Source organism: Pseudoalteromonas sp. MMG012 (assembly GCF_018100875.1).
In the GTDB taxonomy this organism is placed as follows: domain Bacteria; phylum Pseudomonadota; class Gammaproteobacteria; order Enterobacterales; family Alteromonadaceae; genus Pseudoalteromonas; species Pseudoalteromonas aurantia.
This window is the reverse complement of sequence record NZ_JAGJEF010000016.1, coordinates 1-16,964: the sequence shown is the minus strand read 5'-3', so window position 1 is coordinate 16,964 and position 16,964 is coordinate 1. Positions and strand designations below refer to the sequence as shown.

The window sequence follows — 16,964 nt, the reverse complement described above, 5'->3', positions numbered from 1 at the left end:
TTTTATTCTAAGTCTAAGCAGAATTTACTTTTCGAACCATCGCCATGTAATAGCTCATACTGTGCTAATTTTCCTTGATCTAACGTAATAAGGCTTATCGCACTATGAGATACTAAATAGGGTTGCTTTTGATCACCTTCTTGAAGCGGGTGCTTGTTTACTTCCATTTGCCAACGCTTGGTGAAAAAGTTAAGAGGACTCCAAGGACCATAAAAAATTGAATCTAATTTGTCTAAACAAGCAATGAGCTTTTTTGGAAATTCATTTTTAATGCCTGATGCAGTTAATTGCCAAATACGGTTATCATGGCGACCAAATCGGCTTTGCACTGAAAAACAAAAGGAGTAATGTACATCTCCTGATAATATAATTGTTTCTCTTGGAGTGTCTGGCCGTTTAAAAATATCCAATAGCTTCCTTGCTGATCCCTCATGGGCCATCCAATTTTCAACATCTACAACAAGAGGTTGACCGCAAAAATTAAAAAGTGCTTGGATCGCTTCAATCGACTTAACACCAAATACTGGCGGGGGTGATACCAGTATCACGGCATCATGATCAAGGAGCATATCTTGCAACTCCATCAACATTTCCCAGTCCATTAAGCCACTGGGTTCTCCGAAATTTTGCTCATTTCGCCAGCGGTGTGTTCGCGTATCCAGCACCACGACTTTCGGGTATGTATTTAAACAAAAGTGCCACCGACCAAATCGCTGTAATGATTTATCTAACGTGTCAAAATGCCAAGTTTCACCTCTAAAGCTGGCTTCAAAAGGTGCTATAAGCGCTTCAGAATCACTCATCGCGTCATTACCTAGACCTTGGAACAACCAATAACTCAACAATCCGTTGTTAACGATCCTACGGCTCGCATAATTGCCCGCTATTGCTTGTTCCCATTGTGCAGTTAAATTCCAATCATCAGTGACATCGTGATCATCAAACATCATGAGTGTTGACGTATTGGCAAACAACCGTTGCGCCTTTGGTAATTGGGTAATAAAGGTTTGTAATGCGATCCACTCGTTAGAAAACTTGCTCACCTTGGCTGGATTGTTGCCGTCGTACGTAATTAAACTTCGATCAATCAAAGTCCATGCAACAGGACTAAAAGCGAGCAAATAGTAAGCGATAAACTCTTCAAAATGAATAAGGTGATTACATGCATGTGCACTGGTAAAGTGTGGTTCATCTTTTTTAAAGTGATATCCCAAAGACCATTTACTACGCTTTTGCCATGGGGTTTTTGGCAAAAAGTTATGACGGCTGAATAGTTGTTCTTGTCGCAACTTAGGTAATTGCAACCCATTGTCCGCTTCTTTATACAAGCCAAGTTTATCTATTAACTGACCTATAGCAAGTAGCATTGCTCCCGCTACATCATCTGCATAGATCTGATCGCCAGACATTAACAATAAGCTTGGGCCAACTTGTCTGCGTTGTCGATATTGCCGTACTTGATCATCGGCACTGGCTAAGCTATCTGCACTAGGGTGATGGGGATTACGACATGAGCCATGTAGAATTTGAGTCAGGTTATGCGGAATAACAATTTGTGGTGATGACAACCCAGCATAGCAAAGCGAATCAAGTTGCTGCATAACACCATCAAAGTACAGCATATAATCTAAAGCTACATCTACTGAAAACTCATTTTGGTACGGCTTGATAATCACAGTATGTAAAAAGCAAGACTGACCTAAATTAAGCGTTTTTTGTTCACTCTGTACAGTATAATCAGCCACAGTGAACTCTACCCGTACCGCAACACTAGTAACCAATTGAACACATACTTGATGACGCTCGGCGCGACGAATAATCGGGCCAAGTAACATCAAGGGTAAATTGCTAGTACAATCAGACATTCACTTTTGACGCTAAGTTAAATAAGCGATAAAAGTTTTCTGTGGTCGCATCAGCCAATGATTTAAACGGCAAGCCTTTTAAATCCGCAATATAATAGCCCACATCTTGTACATAAGCTGGTTGATTAGTTTTTCCTCGATAAGGAACCGGTGCTAAATAGGGTGAGTCTGTTTCTATCAATAACCTATCTAGAGGCAGTTGCTTAACGACTTCTTTTAGCTCAATTGCATTTTTGAACGTGACAATTCCTGAAATCGAGATGTAAAACCCCATATCAATGGCCTTTTTAGCCATATCCCAATCTTCTGTAAAACAATGTAATACGCCACCACATCGTTCAGCATTATGTGACTTCATAAGAGAAATGGTATCTTCTCTTGCATCTCGAGTATGAATAATAAGTGGTTTGTTTAACTCATTGGCTACTTCAATATGCCCGACAAAACTGTCTTGCTGCACTTTATGTGTGTCTTTTGCGTAATAATAGTCCAGCCCAGTTTCACCCACAGCCACTACACGCTCATGAGATGCTAATGTTCGCAGCAATGCTTTATCCAATTGATCTTTTTGGTCTAAAGGGTGAACGCCACAGGATGCGGAAATATCTTTATAAGGGAGAATAGTTGCAAGCATGTTAGGGAACTGCTCTAAGGTCACGCTCACACACAAAAAATGCTCTACTTGTCTTGCTCTTGCAGCTTGTAAAATTTCAGGTAAGTCCTGACCTAGCTTGTCAAAGTCAAGTCTATCTAAATGGCAATGGGAATCTACAATCATAACTACTCTTACATGGTGTAGGTGGGTTTATCGGCATTAAGCATCGTACCCAATAACTTAATTATTTTATCGTTAACACGATCTTTGTCTTCAGTAAAGCCGATGCCAACACCGGGTGGATTTGAATTTTGCGCACCTTGAGGTGTGATCCATACGATCTTGCCCAAAACTAAGTCATGCTCTAATGCATCAGGTAAGGTTACTCTCATATTGACAGCCTGACCCAATTCATACCGTGTATTTGTTTTAATAAACAAACCACCGTGCTTTAAAGCTGGCATATAACAACGATACAGTTCATCTAAATCTTCAAAATCTACTAATAACTCTTGCACAATGTTACATCCTATTTTATTGCGTTTTGTAACGTATATATTAGCTTAGCTAACCCTAACGATTGATTTAAGCCTAGGATCTGTTGTGTATCTAACATAAAGCGATGCAGAGCCTTTTGCGCATCATTATAAGCGCTAAAACCCAAACCTTGTTGTAAGCGGTATTTAAGCTGTTGATTGATAAACACGTAAAAAACAGAGTTCAATTGAGTGTGCTCTGTCAAAATCCCTTGTACTTCAGCAAAATTATGACTTTCTTTTAAGTGACTTGCAAATAAGTAGAGTGTTTGAATTTTATCTAGCATACCATCTTCGTGCCACTGTACTAGTTTTAAAGGTTGCAAATAGAACTGCTCTACCCATGCAAATTCATGCAGTGGAATATGCTGCTCTGATAACCAGTTTTGTGCACACGACACCTCACTCACAGCCACAGATTGCTGACCACAGCGGCTTAGAACCGTTGCTGGTAATTGACTTTTATCATTGCACGTTAACAAGATATATCGATTTAAGTTCGGCTCTTCTAATGTTTTTAACAATGCATTAGCCGCAGAATGCGTCATTTTTTCAGCATCTTTGATAAGGACAACTTTATTGCCACCTTGTAGCGCTGAGTGGTGTATAAAATCACTTAGGGCACGAATAGCATCCACACCAATACTATTTGATTCCGCACTTATTAGCAGCTTATCTGGGTGAGTCTCTGCTGCCAGCAGCCCACAAGCCTTACAGGCATTACAAGGTCTAAAACCCTCTGGTCGCTCACATAATAATGTACTCGCAAGCACTTTAACTAAATCAAATTTGCCAACACCAGGTAAACCAATAAATAATTGTGCATGATGAAAACGCTTTTGCTGGAAACTATCTTGTAATTGCTGCCATAAAACATGTTGCCAAGTATACATACTATGCTTTCACACTAAGATAAAATGTGTCTAACGCAGCAATAATATCTTTATGTACACGCTCTATTGGTTGTTCAGCATTAATAATGACGCAGTGTTCATCAGCGTTTGCAAGCGTTAAATACCGCGCACGCGTCCGCTCGAAAAAACTCATCGCTTCAAGTTCAATTCTATCAAGCTCTCCACGGCCTTTAGCCCGAGCTAACCCGATTTCGGGTCTAATATCTAAATATAGCGTCAAGTCAGGCTTTAATCCTTGTAAAACGATACCAGAAAGTGCAGTTAACGCCTCTTGTGGTAAACCTCTGCCTCCCCCTTGATATGCTTGTGATGACATATCATGGCGATCACCAACTACCCACTGACCTTTGTTAAGCGCCGGTGTGATAACATTATGCAATAGCTGCATACGGGCTGCATACATCATCATAAGTTCTGTTTCTGCTGCAATGCTTTCTTCATGCTGCTGTTTGACAAGATCACGCAGAGATTCTGCTAATGGGGTTCCTCCTGGTTCTCGAGTCTGAATAAAGTCAATGGCTTTATCCGCTAAAAACCGCTGGCATGCCTGCATTGCCGTTGACTTACCCGCGCCTTCAAGGCCCTCTATTACGATAAATTTAGCTGTCATTACGTCTCTTTAAAATATACTTTTGCACAGCGCGATTATGCGCTGCTAAATCTTTTGAAAATTGATGCTGTCCATTACCCTTGGCAACAAAATAAAAATAATCCGATGCCTCGGGGTGCAAAGCTGCCCGAATAGCATCTTGCGATGGCATTGCAATTGGCGTTGGGGGTAACCCATCTATTCTATAAGTATTATATGGTGTCAATTGCCGTAAATCTTGCCGTTTAATATCCCCATCAAATTGCTCTCCCAAGCCGTAAATCACCGTAGGATCGGTCTGCAACCGCATTTTAGCGTGTAATCTATTTATGAAAACCGACGAAATAAGGCTCCGCTCTGGCGCATAACCTGTTTCTTTTTCAATGATTGAAGCCAATATTAATGCCTGATATGGTGTGTTTATTGGCAAATTATTTGCGCGATTATTCCATTCTATATTTAATACTTCATCCATTTTGCTTTTGGCTCTTTGGATGATTGACACCGCACTTGTGCCAGCAGTATAAGCATAAGTTTCTGGGAGTAAATACCCTTCAGCAGATACTTCAAGTGCCAGTAACTCTGTAAGCTTTTCTAATTCAACATCATACTCAATAAAACGACTGGCTTTAAGTTTAGCTAGAACACCACGAAGCTGCTCGCCTTCAATGATTGTAAAAAAAAACTGCTGTTGCTGCCCTTCATTAATTTTATTAATTGCAGAAAGCACCGTTAAACCACGTAAATCGTAAACACCGGCCTTCAATATAAATTTTTCGGGGAATAATTTGGCATAGAGCTTATAAGGTAGGCAGGATTCTAGCAACTGTTTGTCTTCCCATGTTCGACATAGCTGATTAAACCCTATGCCTTGCTTAACATGATACAAACTTTGCACATTGCTTAGTGGCAATACCTTAAACTTCGATATTTTATATGTCAAAAATATCCCTATAAAGGCGATTAAAGTCATTAGTAACAGCAAAGTTTTTTTCACTTCTATACCTTGTTATTGAGTTTTCTAATGGCTTGGCATGCCATGTCTAAATCATAAACTTTATTCTCTAATTGAGAAACATGAATACATTCCATTAAACTATTACATACCACAACCACATCCATCTCAAGTAGTTGGTCTAATTTTATTTGTATAGGCTTAATTAGATTCTGTTGAGCTAAGTGTTTTAGATATACCCCTTCAATACCACATTTATCTAGTTGCGGTGTGTAAAACACACCATTTTTGCAAGCTATAATGTTTCCAACAGATGTTTCTATAACGTGGTTGTCTATATCCATCACAAGCACATCATCAACACTAAACTGCATTGCGTCCTGCTTAATCAAAACTTGCTCTAACCGGTTTAACGTTTTTAGACCCGCCAATAATGGCTGATGCCCCAATTGGATATTGCTAATGCCCAAGCGTAAGCCACTTTGAGAAAGCTGGTTGTAATGCCCTGGAAATTCACTCACTGATACATATATCGTTGGAAGCACAGATGTTGGCGGAGTATAACCTCGTCCCCCCACACCACGAGTAACAATTATTTTCAAAACTGCGTGTTGATGCTCTGCCGCTACATTTTCGCAATGCGTTGTTAAATATTGCCAGTTAAGCGCCGTAAACCCTAATCTCTCTTGGCATTGCTGTAGTCGCTGTAGATGCAATGACCAAAGTGACAGTTGTCCAGCTCTAATCTGCACCGTCGTAAAAAAACCGTCCCCATACTGCAGTCCGCGGTCTTTGCAAGAGATCGTATCTGTCGTTACTATATTCATCTAACACCTACAAAAAAAGCCTGGCATTGCCAGGCTTTTATTTTTTCCTTACTGACTAGATATTATACCCTTTTAAACAGTAAAGAACCATTTGTGCCACCAAAACCAAAGGAGTTACATAGCGCATACTCTAATTTAGCATCTCGTGCCGTATGGGCGATGTAGTCAAGATCACACCCTTCATCAGGATTATCTAGGTTAATCGTTGGTGATACTTTTTGCTCTTGTAATGACAAAGCGGTAATAATTGACTCAACAGAACCTGCCGCACCAAGCAAGTGCCCCATCATTGATTTAGATGAACCAACCATTACTTTATCTGCAGCTGCACCAAACACAGACTTAACAGCTTGAGTTTCTGCTTTATCACCTGCATTTGTTGATGTACCGTGAGCATTAATATACCCAATTTGATCGGCATTAACTCCTGCATCATTTAGTGCATTAACCATAGCTAATGCTGCACCTGAACCATCTTCTGGCGGTGAAGTCATGTGAAATGCGTCACCACTCATGCCAAACCCAACAAGTTCGGAATAAATTTTTGCACCTCGCGCTTTAGCATGCTCATATTCTTCAAGCACCATAACACCTGCACCATCCGACAACACAAAACCATCACGATCTTTATCCCATGGACGAGATGCTGCTTGTGGATCGTCGTTGCGAGTTGATAATGCTCTTGCGGCGCTAAAACCACCCATTCCTATCGGTGTTGAGGCTTTCTCTGCACCACCAGCAACCATGGCATCTGCATCGCCATATGCGATCATACGCGCTGCGTGTCCAATATTATGAAGCCCTGTTGTGCACGCTGTTACAATAGAAATATTAGGGCCTCTAAGGCCGTGCATAATTGATAGATGACCAGAAATCATATTAATAATGGTCGACGGCACATAAAATGGTGATAATTTACGTGGACCACTGTTTAATAGCTTAATATGATTCTCTTCTATCAATGTCAGTCCACCGATACCAGAACCAACGGCAACCCCTATACGTGGTGCATTTTCGTCTGTTATCTCTAGACCTGAATCTTTAAAAGCTTGAACTCCCGCAGCGATACCATATTGGATAAATAAATCCATTTTCTTAGCATCTTTCTTTGGCATAAACTGTGTTACATCAAAGTCGTTAACCAACCCTGCAAACTTAGTTCCAAAACTTGAAGTATCAAAATGAGTAATGTTTTCGATGCCACTTCGGCCATCTAATAAGCCCTGCCAGGTTGATGATACATCATTACCTAGCGGCGTAAGCATACCTAAGCCAGTTACTACAACTCGACGTTTAGCCACGGTGTCCTCCAAAAAAGGGATTATTATATTTTACGAGGGGATATAAAGACTAAGGGCAGCGAATGCTGCCCCAGTGATTAGTTACTTACTCTGCGTGAGCTGTAACGTAATCGATCGCTGCTTGAACAGTAGTAATTTTCTCTGCTTCTTCATCAGGGATCTCTGTATCGAACTCTTCTTCTAAAGCCATTACTAGCTCAACAGTGTCTAAAGAGTCTGCACCTAAGTCATCTACGAAAGACGCTTCGTTTTTAACTTCTTCTTCTTTAACACCTAGTTGCTCTATGATGATTTTCGTTACGCGTTCTTGGATGTCGCTCATTCTTCTTTCCTTTATTTAAACGCATTTGCGTTATTTTCAGATTGCGGCGTAGTGTACGGCGCATAATACTGTGATTCAAGGATTTGCTCAGAATTTTTTATCTGGTCAAACCTGTTACTAAATGTTTTGTTCTTTTATCGCTCATTTTAAAAGCAATTTCAAGTCTGTTTGTAACACGATCACAAAAATTTAAATTTATTCTTGCGCTCTTCAGCGCCTTAAACCATGTACATTGCGCCATTGACATGAAGTGTCTCACCAGACACATACGCGGCAGCATCTGACGCCAAATAACACACTGCAGCTGCAATTTCTTGTGGTTGACCTAAACGCCCTGCTGGCACATTCGATAATGTCGCAGCTTTTTGCTCATCCGTTAACTCATCAGTCATATCAGTTTGAATAAAACCAGGTGCAACCACATTGACAGTAATACCTCGAGAAGCAACTTCTCGTGCTAGCGATTTGCTAAAACCAATAACACCAGCTTTCGCCGCCGCATAATTAGCTTGGCCTGCATTGCCCATCGTACCAACAACTGACCCAATATTAATGATTCGACCTGACTTTTTCTTCATCATTGGACGTAATACAGCTTTAGATAAACGATAGACCGAACTCAGGTTAGTATCAATGATATCGTTCCACTCATTGTCTTTCATTCGCATCAATAAATTGTCACGCGTAATGCCTGCATTATTTACTAGCACATCAACATCACCTAAGTCAGCTTTAATTGCAGCAAGCGTTCCCGAAATAGACTCTGCGTCAGTCACATTCAATGCGTACCCTTTACCTTTCTCTCCAAGGTAAGCACTGATTTTCTCTGCTCCAGCTTCAGTTGTCGCTGTTCCAGCTACAAGTGCACCTTGTGCAACAAGCTCTGAAGCAACCGCTTTACCAATCCCACGACTAGCACCTGTTACTAGTACAACTTTCCCTTCCAGTGAAAACAAATTACTCATATTAATTCTCTAATTATTTTGCAGATTCAATAGTAGCAACAGTATTTACTGCGCTACATGCTACTGTTTTATCAATACGTTTCGCTAATCCAGTCAATACTTTGCCAGGACCAAACTCATATGCCTGGGTGATACCCAAAGCTGCAAATTTTTGAAATGTCTCTGTCCATCGAACCGGACTATATAATTGACGAACCAACGCACCTTTAATTTCTTGTTCCGAGCGTGCAATTACAACATCAACGTTGTTGATAACGTCAACTTTAGCGTCAGAGAAAGCCAACTGCTGTAAATCTGCATCGAGTTTATCTGCCGCAGGCTGCATTAGCGCACAATGAGAAGGGACACTTACTGAAAGAGGCATCACCCGCCTTGCTCCCGCTTCGTTACACACCGATGATGCTCTTTCAACAGCCTCTTTATGACCCGCAATCACAACTTGACCTGGCGAATTATAATTTACAGGGGAAACAACTTGCCCTTGTGCACTCTCTTTACAAGCGTCCGCTATTATTTGGTCATCTAAACCAATAACAGCCGCCATAGAGCCAACACCGGCAGGCACCGCTTCTTGCATGTACAATCCACGCTTTTCTACCAGTTTTACAGCCTCACCTAAAGAAATCACTTCAGCACACACTAATGCTGAGTATTCACCTAAACTGTGCCCAGCCATTACAACTTCGCTTTCTAAGTTGCTCGCACGCCATTCTCGATAAATTGCAACACTCGCCGTAAGTAATGCTGGCTGAGTACGGTGCGTTTGATTTAAGTCGTCTTCAGGACCATTTAAAACAAGATCAGCCAAATCGTATTCTAATGCTTCTGACGCTTCTGAAAATGTTTCTTTGACAATCTCTGATGTGGCAAGTAACTCTGCTAGCATACCGACCGCTTGAGATCCTTGTCCTGGGAACAAAAGTGCAATTTTCTGTGACATATGGTGCTCTTAATAATAATAGTTGTGCCATATCGCTCTTCACAACTACTTCATTAGTTTTCGAGCGAAGATGACGAATGTTCTGATTTTGCTGCTATTTGTGCAAAAGTGGCTTGGATTTTATCCGGAATACAACGCTCGACTTCGCGCGAAGCTTCTTCAATTGCAGCAAGAAATGCTTTATTCGAAGCATTTCCGTGGCTTTTTACAACAATACCCCGCAATCCTACCAGACTTGCGCCATTATACTGGTCGGGGTTCACGCGTTTATACAGTTTTTTTATGACTGGTTTAAGTACAAATGCTAGCAACCGATAAAATACATGCTTTTTCAATGATTTTGTAAACTTATACATAATAAGTTTCGCTATTCCTTCACATGTTTTTAAAGCCACATTACCCACAAATCCCTCGCACACAATAACATCGGCCTTACCAGAAAACATATCACTACCTTCACAATAGCCTTGATAATTGATCTGTGGTGTTTCTTTCATTAACTCGGCGGCTTTTTTTATTGTATCATGGCCTTTTATTTCTTCTGAACCTATATTAAGTAAGCAAACTTTAGGGCTTGGAATATTTTGAGCTTGACCTGCAACAATTGATCCCATTACCCCAAATTGAAATAAAGTATGCGCGTCACAATGTACATTCGCTCCCAAATCTAACAAATACACCGGTTGTTTTTTTTCTGTAGGCACTGCTGAAATTAATGCTGGTCGCTTGATACCTGGTAGCATTTTTAAGACATAATGAGCCATAAAAAATAGTGCCCCAGTATTACCTGCACTGACACACGCCTGTGCTTCTCCGGCTTTAACAAGTTCAAGAGCAACTCTCATTGACGACGATTTTTTATTTCGCAGCGCTGATGCAGGCTCACAACTGTTCGTTACAACTTCAGAACAATGCTTAATAATTAAGCGGGGATGGTTTATCGAGTCAAGACTGGTTAAGCGCTCTCTTATAACACTTTCATTACCGCATAAGAGTAACGTTAAATTGGCATGTTTGTTTACTGCAGAAACAGCAGCGGGGATAGATGAACGGGGGCCGTAATCGCCCCCCATCATATCTAACGCTATGGTTAGATGAGTCAGCATAAAGTAATCTCTTAGCTAGAAATTACTTTAACGCCTTTGTAGTAACCATCTGCAGTCACATGGTGACGACGATGAGTCTCGCCTGAAACCTGATCTACAGTTAAAGCTGGTCCACTGATCGCATCGTGTGAACGACGCATACCACGTCTTGCGCGAGACTTTTTGCTTTTTTGTACTGCCATGAGCCTTCTCCTAAGAATCTTTCTTAAGTTGTTTTAAAATGTCAAATGGATTTGGTTTACTTTCTTCTGCATCTACTTCTCCAAAGCTGGCTGGCTTCTCAGAATAAGAGCAGTTAACTTCGTTATGTGTAGGAACTATTGGAATAGCCAAAATCAATTCATCTTCGATTAATGCTCGAAGATTAACTTCTCCATCTTCATCCAGTTCTACTATATCGTAGTTATCAGGAAGTTCGTCCGACTCTGTATCCGCCTTTACAGGTGAATAAGCAAAATCTTGGACCAAATCCAACCCTAGTTCATCATTACAACGCTGACAAACAACAGTTAGATGTGCTTGGATTGAACCATACACAACTGTTAACCCTTGTTCATCATTTTTGCAATGAATTTGTACCGCTATTTCACCGCTTTGATCACGCACAACTTGCTCTAAACGAGAAAGTTCTTCAAGCTGAACAACACCATCATAACTAAGTTGGCGCTGAGCTGCTCTGCTTGGATCAAGAGTGACGGGAATTTTCACCTTTTGCATAGGGGCTGCATCATATAGATTGTTAGTATGTTAGTCAAAATAAATCTCAAACTTTCCTTTGTTTTTCGCCTGATTGCGTCCTATTCTAGCGACATAATTATAACGACGTCAGAGTATTTATGAAAATCCCTCTAATTCTAGCCTCAAGTTCTGTATTTAGGCAGTCTATTTTAAAAAAAATAAATCTCCCTTTTTCTTCTTTCAATCCTGAAATTGATGAAACCGCACTCAATTGTGAAACTCCCGAGCAATTGGTTTTGCGGTTAGCAGAACAAAAAGCACACACGGCTAAAAAGTTCTATTCCCAAGGCCTTGTCATAGGATCCGACCAAGTAGCCGTGCATCAAAATCAGGTTTTAGGAAAACCACATACAAAACCAAATGCCATTGCGCAATTGCGCCAATTTAGTGGCCAGAAAGTGACCTTTCTAACTAGCCTTTGTTTATACAATATTGAACAAAACAAAAGTACTTCCCTGGTTGAACCGTTCCATGTTTATTTTCGCATTTTGAATGATAAACAGATCAGTGCCTACTGTGATATCGAACAACCTTATCAATGTGCGGGTAGCTTCAAAAGTGAGGGTCTAGGGATCTGCTTATTTGATAAATTGGAAGGAGACGACCCCAATAGCTTAATAGGTCTTCCGCTAATACGGTTGACACAACTATTATTAGCTCAAGGAGTCGATGTATTAACTGCAAATAACCTGCCGTAGTTGTACGTAGCTATCACATATCGTTAACGCTTTTGATGCTGACAATGATAATTTGTCAGCGGCCCCCCAACTCATGGCAACAGCATCCATATTCGCATTGCTTGCCATCGTCATATCTAATAAAGAGTCACCCACCATCAACGCCGAACTTGCATCTATTCCTACTTCATTGAGGATCTGCTTAAGCATATCAGGTGCGGGTTTCGAATGAGCTTCATCCGCAGTTCGACTCGTAATGAAATAATCACACAGTTGCGACTCATCCAAAACTCTATTCAGCCCTTGCCGACTTTTCCCTGTCGCGACAGCTAACAGCAAACCCTGATCACGCAAGTCGCTCAGTAATTTTGCAGTTCCGTCAAACATCACAGGTTGTATACTATCACTTGCTTTATAATTCGCTTGATACCCTGTGACCAGCTCGGTCCAATAATTTTCTTGCTCGGGAAATAAGGCCGCTATCGCAACATCCAATGACAACCCAATAACCGCTGCGGCTTCATTGGTAGTGGGTTCAGGTAAACCCACCTGCAATGCGGACAATTTAAGACAATGGACAATTTTTGGTATAGAGTCCATCAGAGTGCCATCCCAATCAAAAATTATCAGTTTATACTTCATCAACTTAGCTCCGTAGAACCTTCAAACAATTTTTTAACGTTTTATCTAATGGCGCTTCTACTCGTAAGGTTGTCTCAGTTTTAGGGTGGAAAAAGCGAATATCATGCGCATGCAAAAATAAACGACTTAAACCGAGTTTACGCATTTTACCGTCAAATACCTGATCACCATATTTGTCATCACACGCAATAGGATGACCTTTACATTGTGTATGAACACGTATTTGATGCGTACGACCAGTCACAGGAGATGCCTGTACCAAAGTGCAATCATCAAATCGTTGTAACACTTTAAAACGAGTGTGTGATGCTTTCCCCTCTTCAAGGTCAACTCGAACAACTCGCTCACCTGACTGTAAGGTGTTCTTTCTTAGTGGCTCCGTCACATTTTTCAGTTTTGATGCCCACTCTCCCGTCACTAACGCCCAGTAATTCTTTTCCATGGTTTTTTCACGCAGCTGCTCATGCAAACTTTTTAGTACCGAGCGTCGTTTAGATATTAACAAACAACCAGACGTATCTCGGTCTAAACGATGTACCAGCTCCAAGCTCTTTTCGTCCGGTCGAAGCGCACGTAAAGCCTCAATTAAGCCATAACTCAAGCCACTGCCTCCATGCACTGCCATACCTGATGGTTTATTTATGACAATCAAATATTTATCTTCATAAATAATTGCATCTTCAAGACCCGCTACTTTGTCTAAGTTTTTTGGAACGAACTCTTCCCTCTCTGCAACTTTTACAGGAGGAATACGCACTAAATCATCTAGTTGTAACCTATATACGGGCTTAATACGCTTCTTATTAACACGCACCTCGCCTTTTCGCAAAATCTTATAGATAGCACTTTTTGGTACCCCTTTTAAATGCGTCAACAAGAAGTTATCTATCCGCTGACCATCTTGATCTTCGGTAATAGTTACGAAGCTAACTTTTAGAGCCGGTTTTTCTGACATTGCCTAATCACTGATTTGAGTAATAATTTAGTTGCTATCACGAGTATATTAGTGGGATAATTGGTCCGCAATTTTTGCGGATTCGCTTTTTATCGCAAAAATCAACCGTGATGCACATCTTGGGTGCCAGATCATACAGATTGAAGCTTGGATCTCCAACGCTTTTTAGCCCCAATTAAAACACGTGCGTTTAGCCCACTGCGTTGCGCGTAATAGAATGTAGTGTGAAGCTAAGCATGGTTAAGCTTAAAAAAGCAAAAAATAGAAGATATATGTCTGATTGTTTAACACCGAGCCCTTTAGCCCGTGCAAACACCAAACGCAAATAGCGATGCTCACAGGTGCCAGTAACAATGGCGAAGTTAGCCAAATATAAGGCACTGTGAAGCCGGTGATACTAATTGTTCCCATTTCCCCAGTCGGGAGACTGTATTAAATACCTAGGAACACTAAATGTCGGCGAGTGATATCAATCAGGCTTAACTAAAAATTGAAATGTAGAGTAACAATATGAAACGTATGCTAATCAATGCTACGCAGCAAGAAGAAATGCGCGTCGCACTGGTTGACGGCCAACGCCTTTACGATCTAGATATCGAAAGCCCTGGTCACGAACAGAAAAAAGCCAATATATACAAGGGTAAAATTACCCGTATCGAACCATCTCTTGAAGCAGCCTTTGTAGATTATGGCGCCGAGCGTCACGGTTTCCTTCCTTTAAAAGAAATAGCAAAAACGTACTTCCCTTCCGGATACACTTTCAATGGTCGTCCGAACATTAGAGATGTGATTAAAGAAGGCCAAGAGGTTATTGTTCAAGTTGATAAAGAAGAACGAGGCCAAAAAGGTGCTGCACTTACTACATTTATCAGTGTTGCTGGTAGTTATTTAGTACTTATGCCGAATAATCCTCGTGCAGGTGGGATTTCTCGCCGTATCGAAGGTGACGAGCGTATTGAGTTAAAAGAAGCACTAAGCCGACTTGATTTACCTAAGGGTATGGGATTGATCGTTCGTACTGCTGGTGTTGGTAAATCTTTTGAAGAGTTAGAATATGACTTGAAAGCGCTACTTGTGCATTGGCAAGCAATTCAAGAAGCCGCGGATAGTGATAAAGCCCCTTTTTTAATACACCAAGAAAGTAACGTTATTTTCCGTGCGATTCGAGATTATTTACGCCGCGACATCGGTGAAATATTAATTGATAAAGCCCGAGTGTTTGAAGAAGCAAAGGCGCATATTGAACGCTTTCGCCCTGACTTTATGAGCCGTGTGAAGTTATATCAAAATGATGTACCTTTGTTCACTCACTATCAAATTGAAAGTCAGATTGAATCAGCCTTTCAGCGCGAAGTGCGCTTACCATCAGGTGGCTCAATTGTAATTGACCCAACTGAAGCGCTAACTTCTATTGATATTAACTCTTCAAAAGCAACTAAGGGTGGCGATATTGAAGAGACAGCGCTCAATACCAATTTAGAAGCAGCTGATGAAATTGCTCGCCAATTACGATTGCGCGATTTAGGCGGTTTAATCGTTATCGACTTTATAGATATGACACCGCCTCGTCACCAGCGCGAAGTGGAGAATCGTCTAAAAGATGCCGTTCGACCTGATCGTGCTCGAGTACAGATTGGCAAAATATCTCGTTTCGGTTTACTCGAAATGTCTCGGCAACGTTTACGCCCAAGCTTAGGTGAAGCGAGTCAGCATTCATGTCCACGCTGTAATGGTCAAGGCACGATTCGTTCAAATGAATCAATCGCGCTTTCTATTCTTCGTTTAATTGAAGAAGAGGCGATCAAAGAAAATACGGCACAAGTTAATGCGCAAGTTCCTGTTCGTGTTGGGGCTTATTTACTAAATGAAAAACGTAAATCAGTTCACCGTATTGAAAAGCGCCATAACTGTGACGTGGTGATTATACCTAACCAGCATCTAGAAACCCCTCATTACGAAGTCGTTCGGTTACGCAAAGATGAAACTTCTGAAGCCGCTAGCTATGAACAAATGAGTGTGCCTGAGCCTGAGACCATTGAAGTAGCACGAACCGTAACAACGGTTAAAGAAGAGCCGGTTCTAAAAGGTGTGGTTATGCCATCAGCACCTGCACCTCAACCTGTCTCTGAAGCAGTTACAACGCCTACCAACACAAATGAACCATCAGAACCGAGTTTACTTTCTCGTATTGGTACTTGGTTAAAAGGCTTGTTTGAAACTGAAGAAGTTAAGCCTGAACCTACTCCAGAGCTAAAACCTTCGGAAAGAAAGCCGCGTCGAAATAACGACAATCGTCGTCGTAATCAACGTAGACGTAACTCAGGTAAAAAACGTGATGAGCACGTTGAAAGTAATGAAGCAGAACAAACTCAGTCACAACCTGTCAGTAATGATAGTGGTGATAAAAACGAAGGCCGCAATAAAAGGCGTCGTCAAAATAACCGTAAACGCACTGACCACCAGAAACCAAGTAACGAAGGTGATACTGCAACAACTGACGCTACAGAAGCTAAAGAAGTTAAAGCTAAGCCGCCACGTCGCCAACGAAGAAACCTGCGTAAGAAAGTACGTGTTACCGAGGAAAAAGTTGAAAGTGTTGAATTAGACACGATTCAGCAAGCACCTGAGCAACCAACTGTAGCCGAAAAACCAACTAAGCGAGTGAAGAAAAAAGACAATGCTGAAGCAACGTCTCCTTCTAATGAAGACAATGCACCGCAGCAAGATATTGTTGAAAAAGCATTACCTCAAGACCAAGCAGTGATTGCAGTTGATGACAATGAGAAAGATGTACCAAGAACCCGCTCTAGGCGCTCTCCTCGCCATTTACGTGCAGCTGGTCAACGCCGCCGTAAACCTGAAGTGGAAAATAGCGAAGAACCTGCGTTTGTTCCTGTTGCAGATCAAGCTGCTGCTGAATATGAAGCACAGTTGAAAGCCAGTGACGACATTGAACAACCCACAGATACTGTTTCAACGCCGGTTGTTGAAACGACAGTCACTGAAAAACAAGTTGTTGAAGCACCTGTTACTGAAA

18 protein-coding genes are annotated in these 16,964 nt (G+C 41.2%); 2 read left to right on the top strand and 16 right to left on the bottom strand.

Annotation, left to right across the window (positions count from 1 at the left end):
* Positions 1-2 precede the first annotated feature (2 nt).
* The 14 genes from J8L97_RS07945 to yceD all read right to left on the bottom strand — a co-directional run bounded on the left by J8L97_RS07945 (position 3) and on the right by yceD (position 11,632).
* Positions 3-1,865: a metallophosphatase gene (locus J8L97_RS07945; protein WP_211048632.1), complete on the bottom strand. Its 1,863-nt coding sequence runs from the start codon at positions 1,863-1,865 to the stop codon at positions 3-5.
* A complete protein-coding gene (locus tag J8L97_RS07940; RefSeq protein ID WP_211048630.1) occupies positions 1,858-2,643 on the bottom strand; it encodes a TatD family hydrolase in 786 nt (261 codons plus the stop codon). The genes J8L97_RS07945 and J8L97_RS07940 overlap by 8 nt, the downstream gene beginning before the upstream one ends.
* 8 nt (positions 2,644-2,651) lie before the next feature.
* Complete coding sequence (locus tag J8L97_RS07935; protein ID WP_192507100.1) at positions 2,652-2,978, bottom strand: PilZ domain-containing protein; 327 nt, start codon at positions 2,976-2,978, stop codon at positions 2,652-2,654.
* Between the two features lie 11 nt (positions 2,979-2,989).
* Entirely contained in the window at positions 2,990-3,889 is a 900-nt protein-coding gene (locus J8L97_RS07930; protein WP_211048628.1) for a DNA polymerase III subunit, read from the bottom strand.
* 1 nt (position 3,890) lies between these two features.
* A complete protein-coding gene (gene tmk / locus J8L97_RS07925; RefSeq protein WP_211048626.1) occupies positions 3,891-4,520 on the bottom strand; it encodes a dTMP kinase in 630 nt (209 codons plus the stop codon).
* On the bottom strand, positions 4,510-5,472 hold the full coding sequence (mltG, locus tag J8L97_RS07920) for an endolytic transglycosylase MltG (RefSeq protein WP_282098511.1): 963 nt from the start codon (positions 5,470-5,472) through the stop codon (positions 4,510-4,512). The genes tmk and mltG overlap by 11 nt, the downstream gene beginning before the upstream one ends.
* Before the next feature lie 26 nt (positions 5,473-5,498).
* A complete protein-coding gene (gene pabC, locus J8L97_RS07915; RefSeq protein ID WP_211048622.1) occupies positions 5,499-6,281 on the bottom strand; it encodes an aminodeoxychorismate lyase in 783 nt (260 codons plus the stop codon).
* A gap of 62 nt (positions 6,282-6,343) precedes the next feature.
* Positions 6,344-7,582, bottom strand: a complete 1,239-nt coding sequence (gene fabF, locus J8L97_RS07910; RefSeq protein ID WP_192507095.1) for a beta-ketoacyl-ACP synthase II — start codon at positions 7,580-7,582, stop codon at positions 6,344-6,346.
* A gap of 85 nt (positions 7,583-7,667) precedes the next feature.
* On the bottom strand, positions 7,668-7,904 hold the full coding sequence (gene acpP, locus J8L97_RS07905) for an acyl carrier protein (RefSeq protein ID WP_010364517.1): 237 nt from the start codon (positions 7,902-7,904) through the stop codon (positions 7,668-7,670).
* 218 nt (positions 7,905-8,122) lie between these two features.
* Complete coding sequence (gene fabG, locus J8L97_RS07900) at positions 8,123-8,869, bottom strand: 3-oxoacyl-ACP reductase FabG (RefSeq protein WP_211048621.1); 747 nt, start codon at positions 8,867-8,869, stop codon at positions 8,123-8,125.
* Between the two features lie 13 nt (positions 8,870-8,882).
* Positions 8,883-9,809, bottom strand: coding sequence for an ACP S-malonyltransferase (fabD, locus tag J8L97_RS07895; RefSeq protein WP_211048620.1), 927 nt, complete (start codon positions 9,807-9,809; stop codon positions 8,883-8,885).
* Positions 9,810-9,862: 53 nt separating this feature from the next.
* Positions 9,863-10,915 (bottom strand): phosphate acyltransferase PlsX, encoded by a 1,053-nt coding sequence (plsX, locus tag J8L97_RS07890; RefSeq protein WP_210996986.1) that lies wholly within the window; start codon positions 10,913-10,915, stop codon positions 9,863-9,865.
* 11 nt (positions 10,916-10,926) lie between these two features.
* A complete protein-coding gene (gene rpmF / locus J8L97_RS07885; RefSeq protein WP_211048619.1) occupies positions 10,927-11,097 on the bottom strand; it encodes a 50S ribosomal protein L32 in 171 nt (56 codons plus the stop codon).
* Positions 11,098-11,107: 10 nt separating this feature from the next.
* The gene (yceD, locus tag J8L97_RS07880; protein WP_192507091.1) at positions 11,108-11,632 is read right to left on the bottom strand and encodes a 23S rRNA accumulation protein YceD; all 525 of its coding nucleotides are present in this window, start codon (positions 11,630-11,632) and stop codon (positions 11,108-11,110) included.
* Between the two features lie 119 nt (positions 11,633-11,751).
* Between yceD and J8L97_RS07875 the strand changes: the two genes are divergently transcribed.
* Positions 11,752-12,351: a nucleoside triphosphate pyrophosphatase gene (locus tag J8L97_RS07875; protein WP_211048618.1), complete on the top strand. Its 600-nt coding sequence runs from the start codon at positions 11,752-11,754 to the stop codon at positions 12,349-12,351.
* Here the strand turns inward: J8L97_RS07875 and J8L97_RS07870 are convergent.
* Together J8L97_RS07870 and rluC are read right to left on the bottom strand one after the other, a co-directional pair.
* Positions 12,328-12,972, bottom strand: coding sequence for an HAD-IA family hydrolase (locus tag J8L97_RS07870; protein ID WP_211048617.1), 645 nt, complete (start codon positions 12,970-12,972; stop codon positions 12,328-12,330). The genes J8L97_RS07875 and J8L97_RS07870 overlap by 24 nt on opposite strands.
* Before the next feature lie 4 nt (positions 12,973-12,976).
* Positions 12,977-13,927 carry a 23S rRNA pseudouridine(955/2504/2580) synthase RluC gene (rluC, locus tag J8L97_RS07865; protein ID WP_211048616.1) on the bottom strand — a complete coding sequence of 317 codons (951 nt, stop codon included), beginning with the start codon at positions 13,925-13,927 and terminating at the stop codon, positions 12,977-12,979.
* 510 nt (positions 13,928-14,437) lie between these two features.
* Between rluC and rne the strand changes: the two genes are divergently transcribed.
* On the top strand, positions 14,438-16,964 hold a 2,527-nt coding region (rne, locus tag J8L97_RS07860; protein ID WP_211048615.1), incomplete at its 3' end, for a ribonuclease E.

Excerpts from the sequence above, each read along its gene's own strand:
- J8L97_RS07940 (WP_211048630.1), bottom strand. The coding sequence starts at position 2,643 with ATGATTGTAGATTCCCATTGCCATTTAGATAGACTTGACTTTGACAAG.
- tmk (WP_211048626.1), bottom strand. The coding sequence starts at position 4,520 with ATGACAGCTAAATTTATCGTAATAGAGGGCCTTGAAGGCGCGGGTAAG.
- plsX (WP_210996986.1), bottom strand. The coding sequence starts at position 10,915 with ATGCTGACTCATCTAACCATAGCGTTAGATATGATGGGGGGCGATTAC.
- J8L97_RS07870 (WP_211048617.1), bottom strand. The coding sequence starts at position 12,972 with ATGAAGTATAAACTGATAATTTTTGATTGGGATGGCACTCTGATGGAC.
- mltG (WP_282098511.1), bottom strand. The coding sequence starts at position 5,472 with ATGACTTTAATCGCCTTTATAGGGATATTTTTGACATATAAAATATCG.
- J8L97_RS07930 (WP_211048628.1), bottom strand. The coding sequence starts at position 3,889 with ATGTATACTTGGCAACATGTTTTATGGCAGCAATTACAAGATAGTTTC.
- J8L97_RS07945 (WP_211048632.1), bottom strand. The coding sequence starts at position 1,865 with ATGTCTGATTGTACTAGCAATTTACCCTTGATGTTACTTGGCCCGATT.
- fabG (WP_211048621.1), bottom strand. The coding sequence starts at position 8,869 with ATGAGTAATTTGTTTTCACTGGAAGGGAAAGTTGTACTAGTAACAGGT.
- fabD (WP_211048620.1), bottom strand. The coding sequence starts at position 9,809 with ATGTCACAGAAAATTGCACTTTTGTTCCCAGGACAAGGATCTCAAGCG.
- rpmF (WP_211048619.1), bottom strand. The coding sequence starts at position 11,097 with ATGGCAGTACAAAAAAGCAAAAAGTCTCGCGCAAGACGTGGTATGCGT.
- pabC (WP_211048622.1), bottom strand. The coding sequence starts at position 6,281 with ATGAATATAGTAACGACAGATACGATCTCTTGCAAAGACCGCGGACTG.
- acpP (WP_010364517.1), bottom strand. The coding sequence starts at position 7,904 with ATGAGCGACATCCAAGAACGCGTAACGAAAATCATCATAGAGCAACTA.
- yceD (WP_192507091.1), bottom strand. The coding sequence starts at position 11,632 with ATGCAAAAGGTGAAAATTCCCGTCACTCTTGATCCAAGCAGAGCAGCT.
- rluC (WP_211048616.1), bottom strand. The coding sequence starts at position 13,927 with ATGTCAGAAAAACCGGCTCTAAAAGTTAGCTTCGTAACTATTACCGAA.
- J8L97_RS07875 (WP_211048618.1), top strand. The coding sequence starts at position 11,752 with ATGAAAATCCCTCTAATTCTAGCCTCAAGTTCTGTATTTAGGCAGTCT.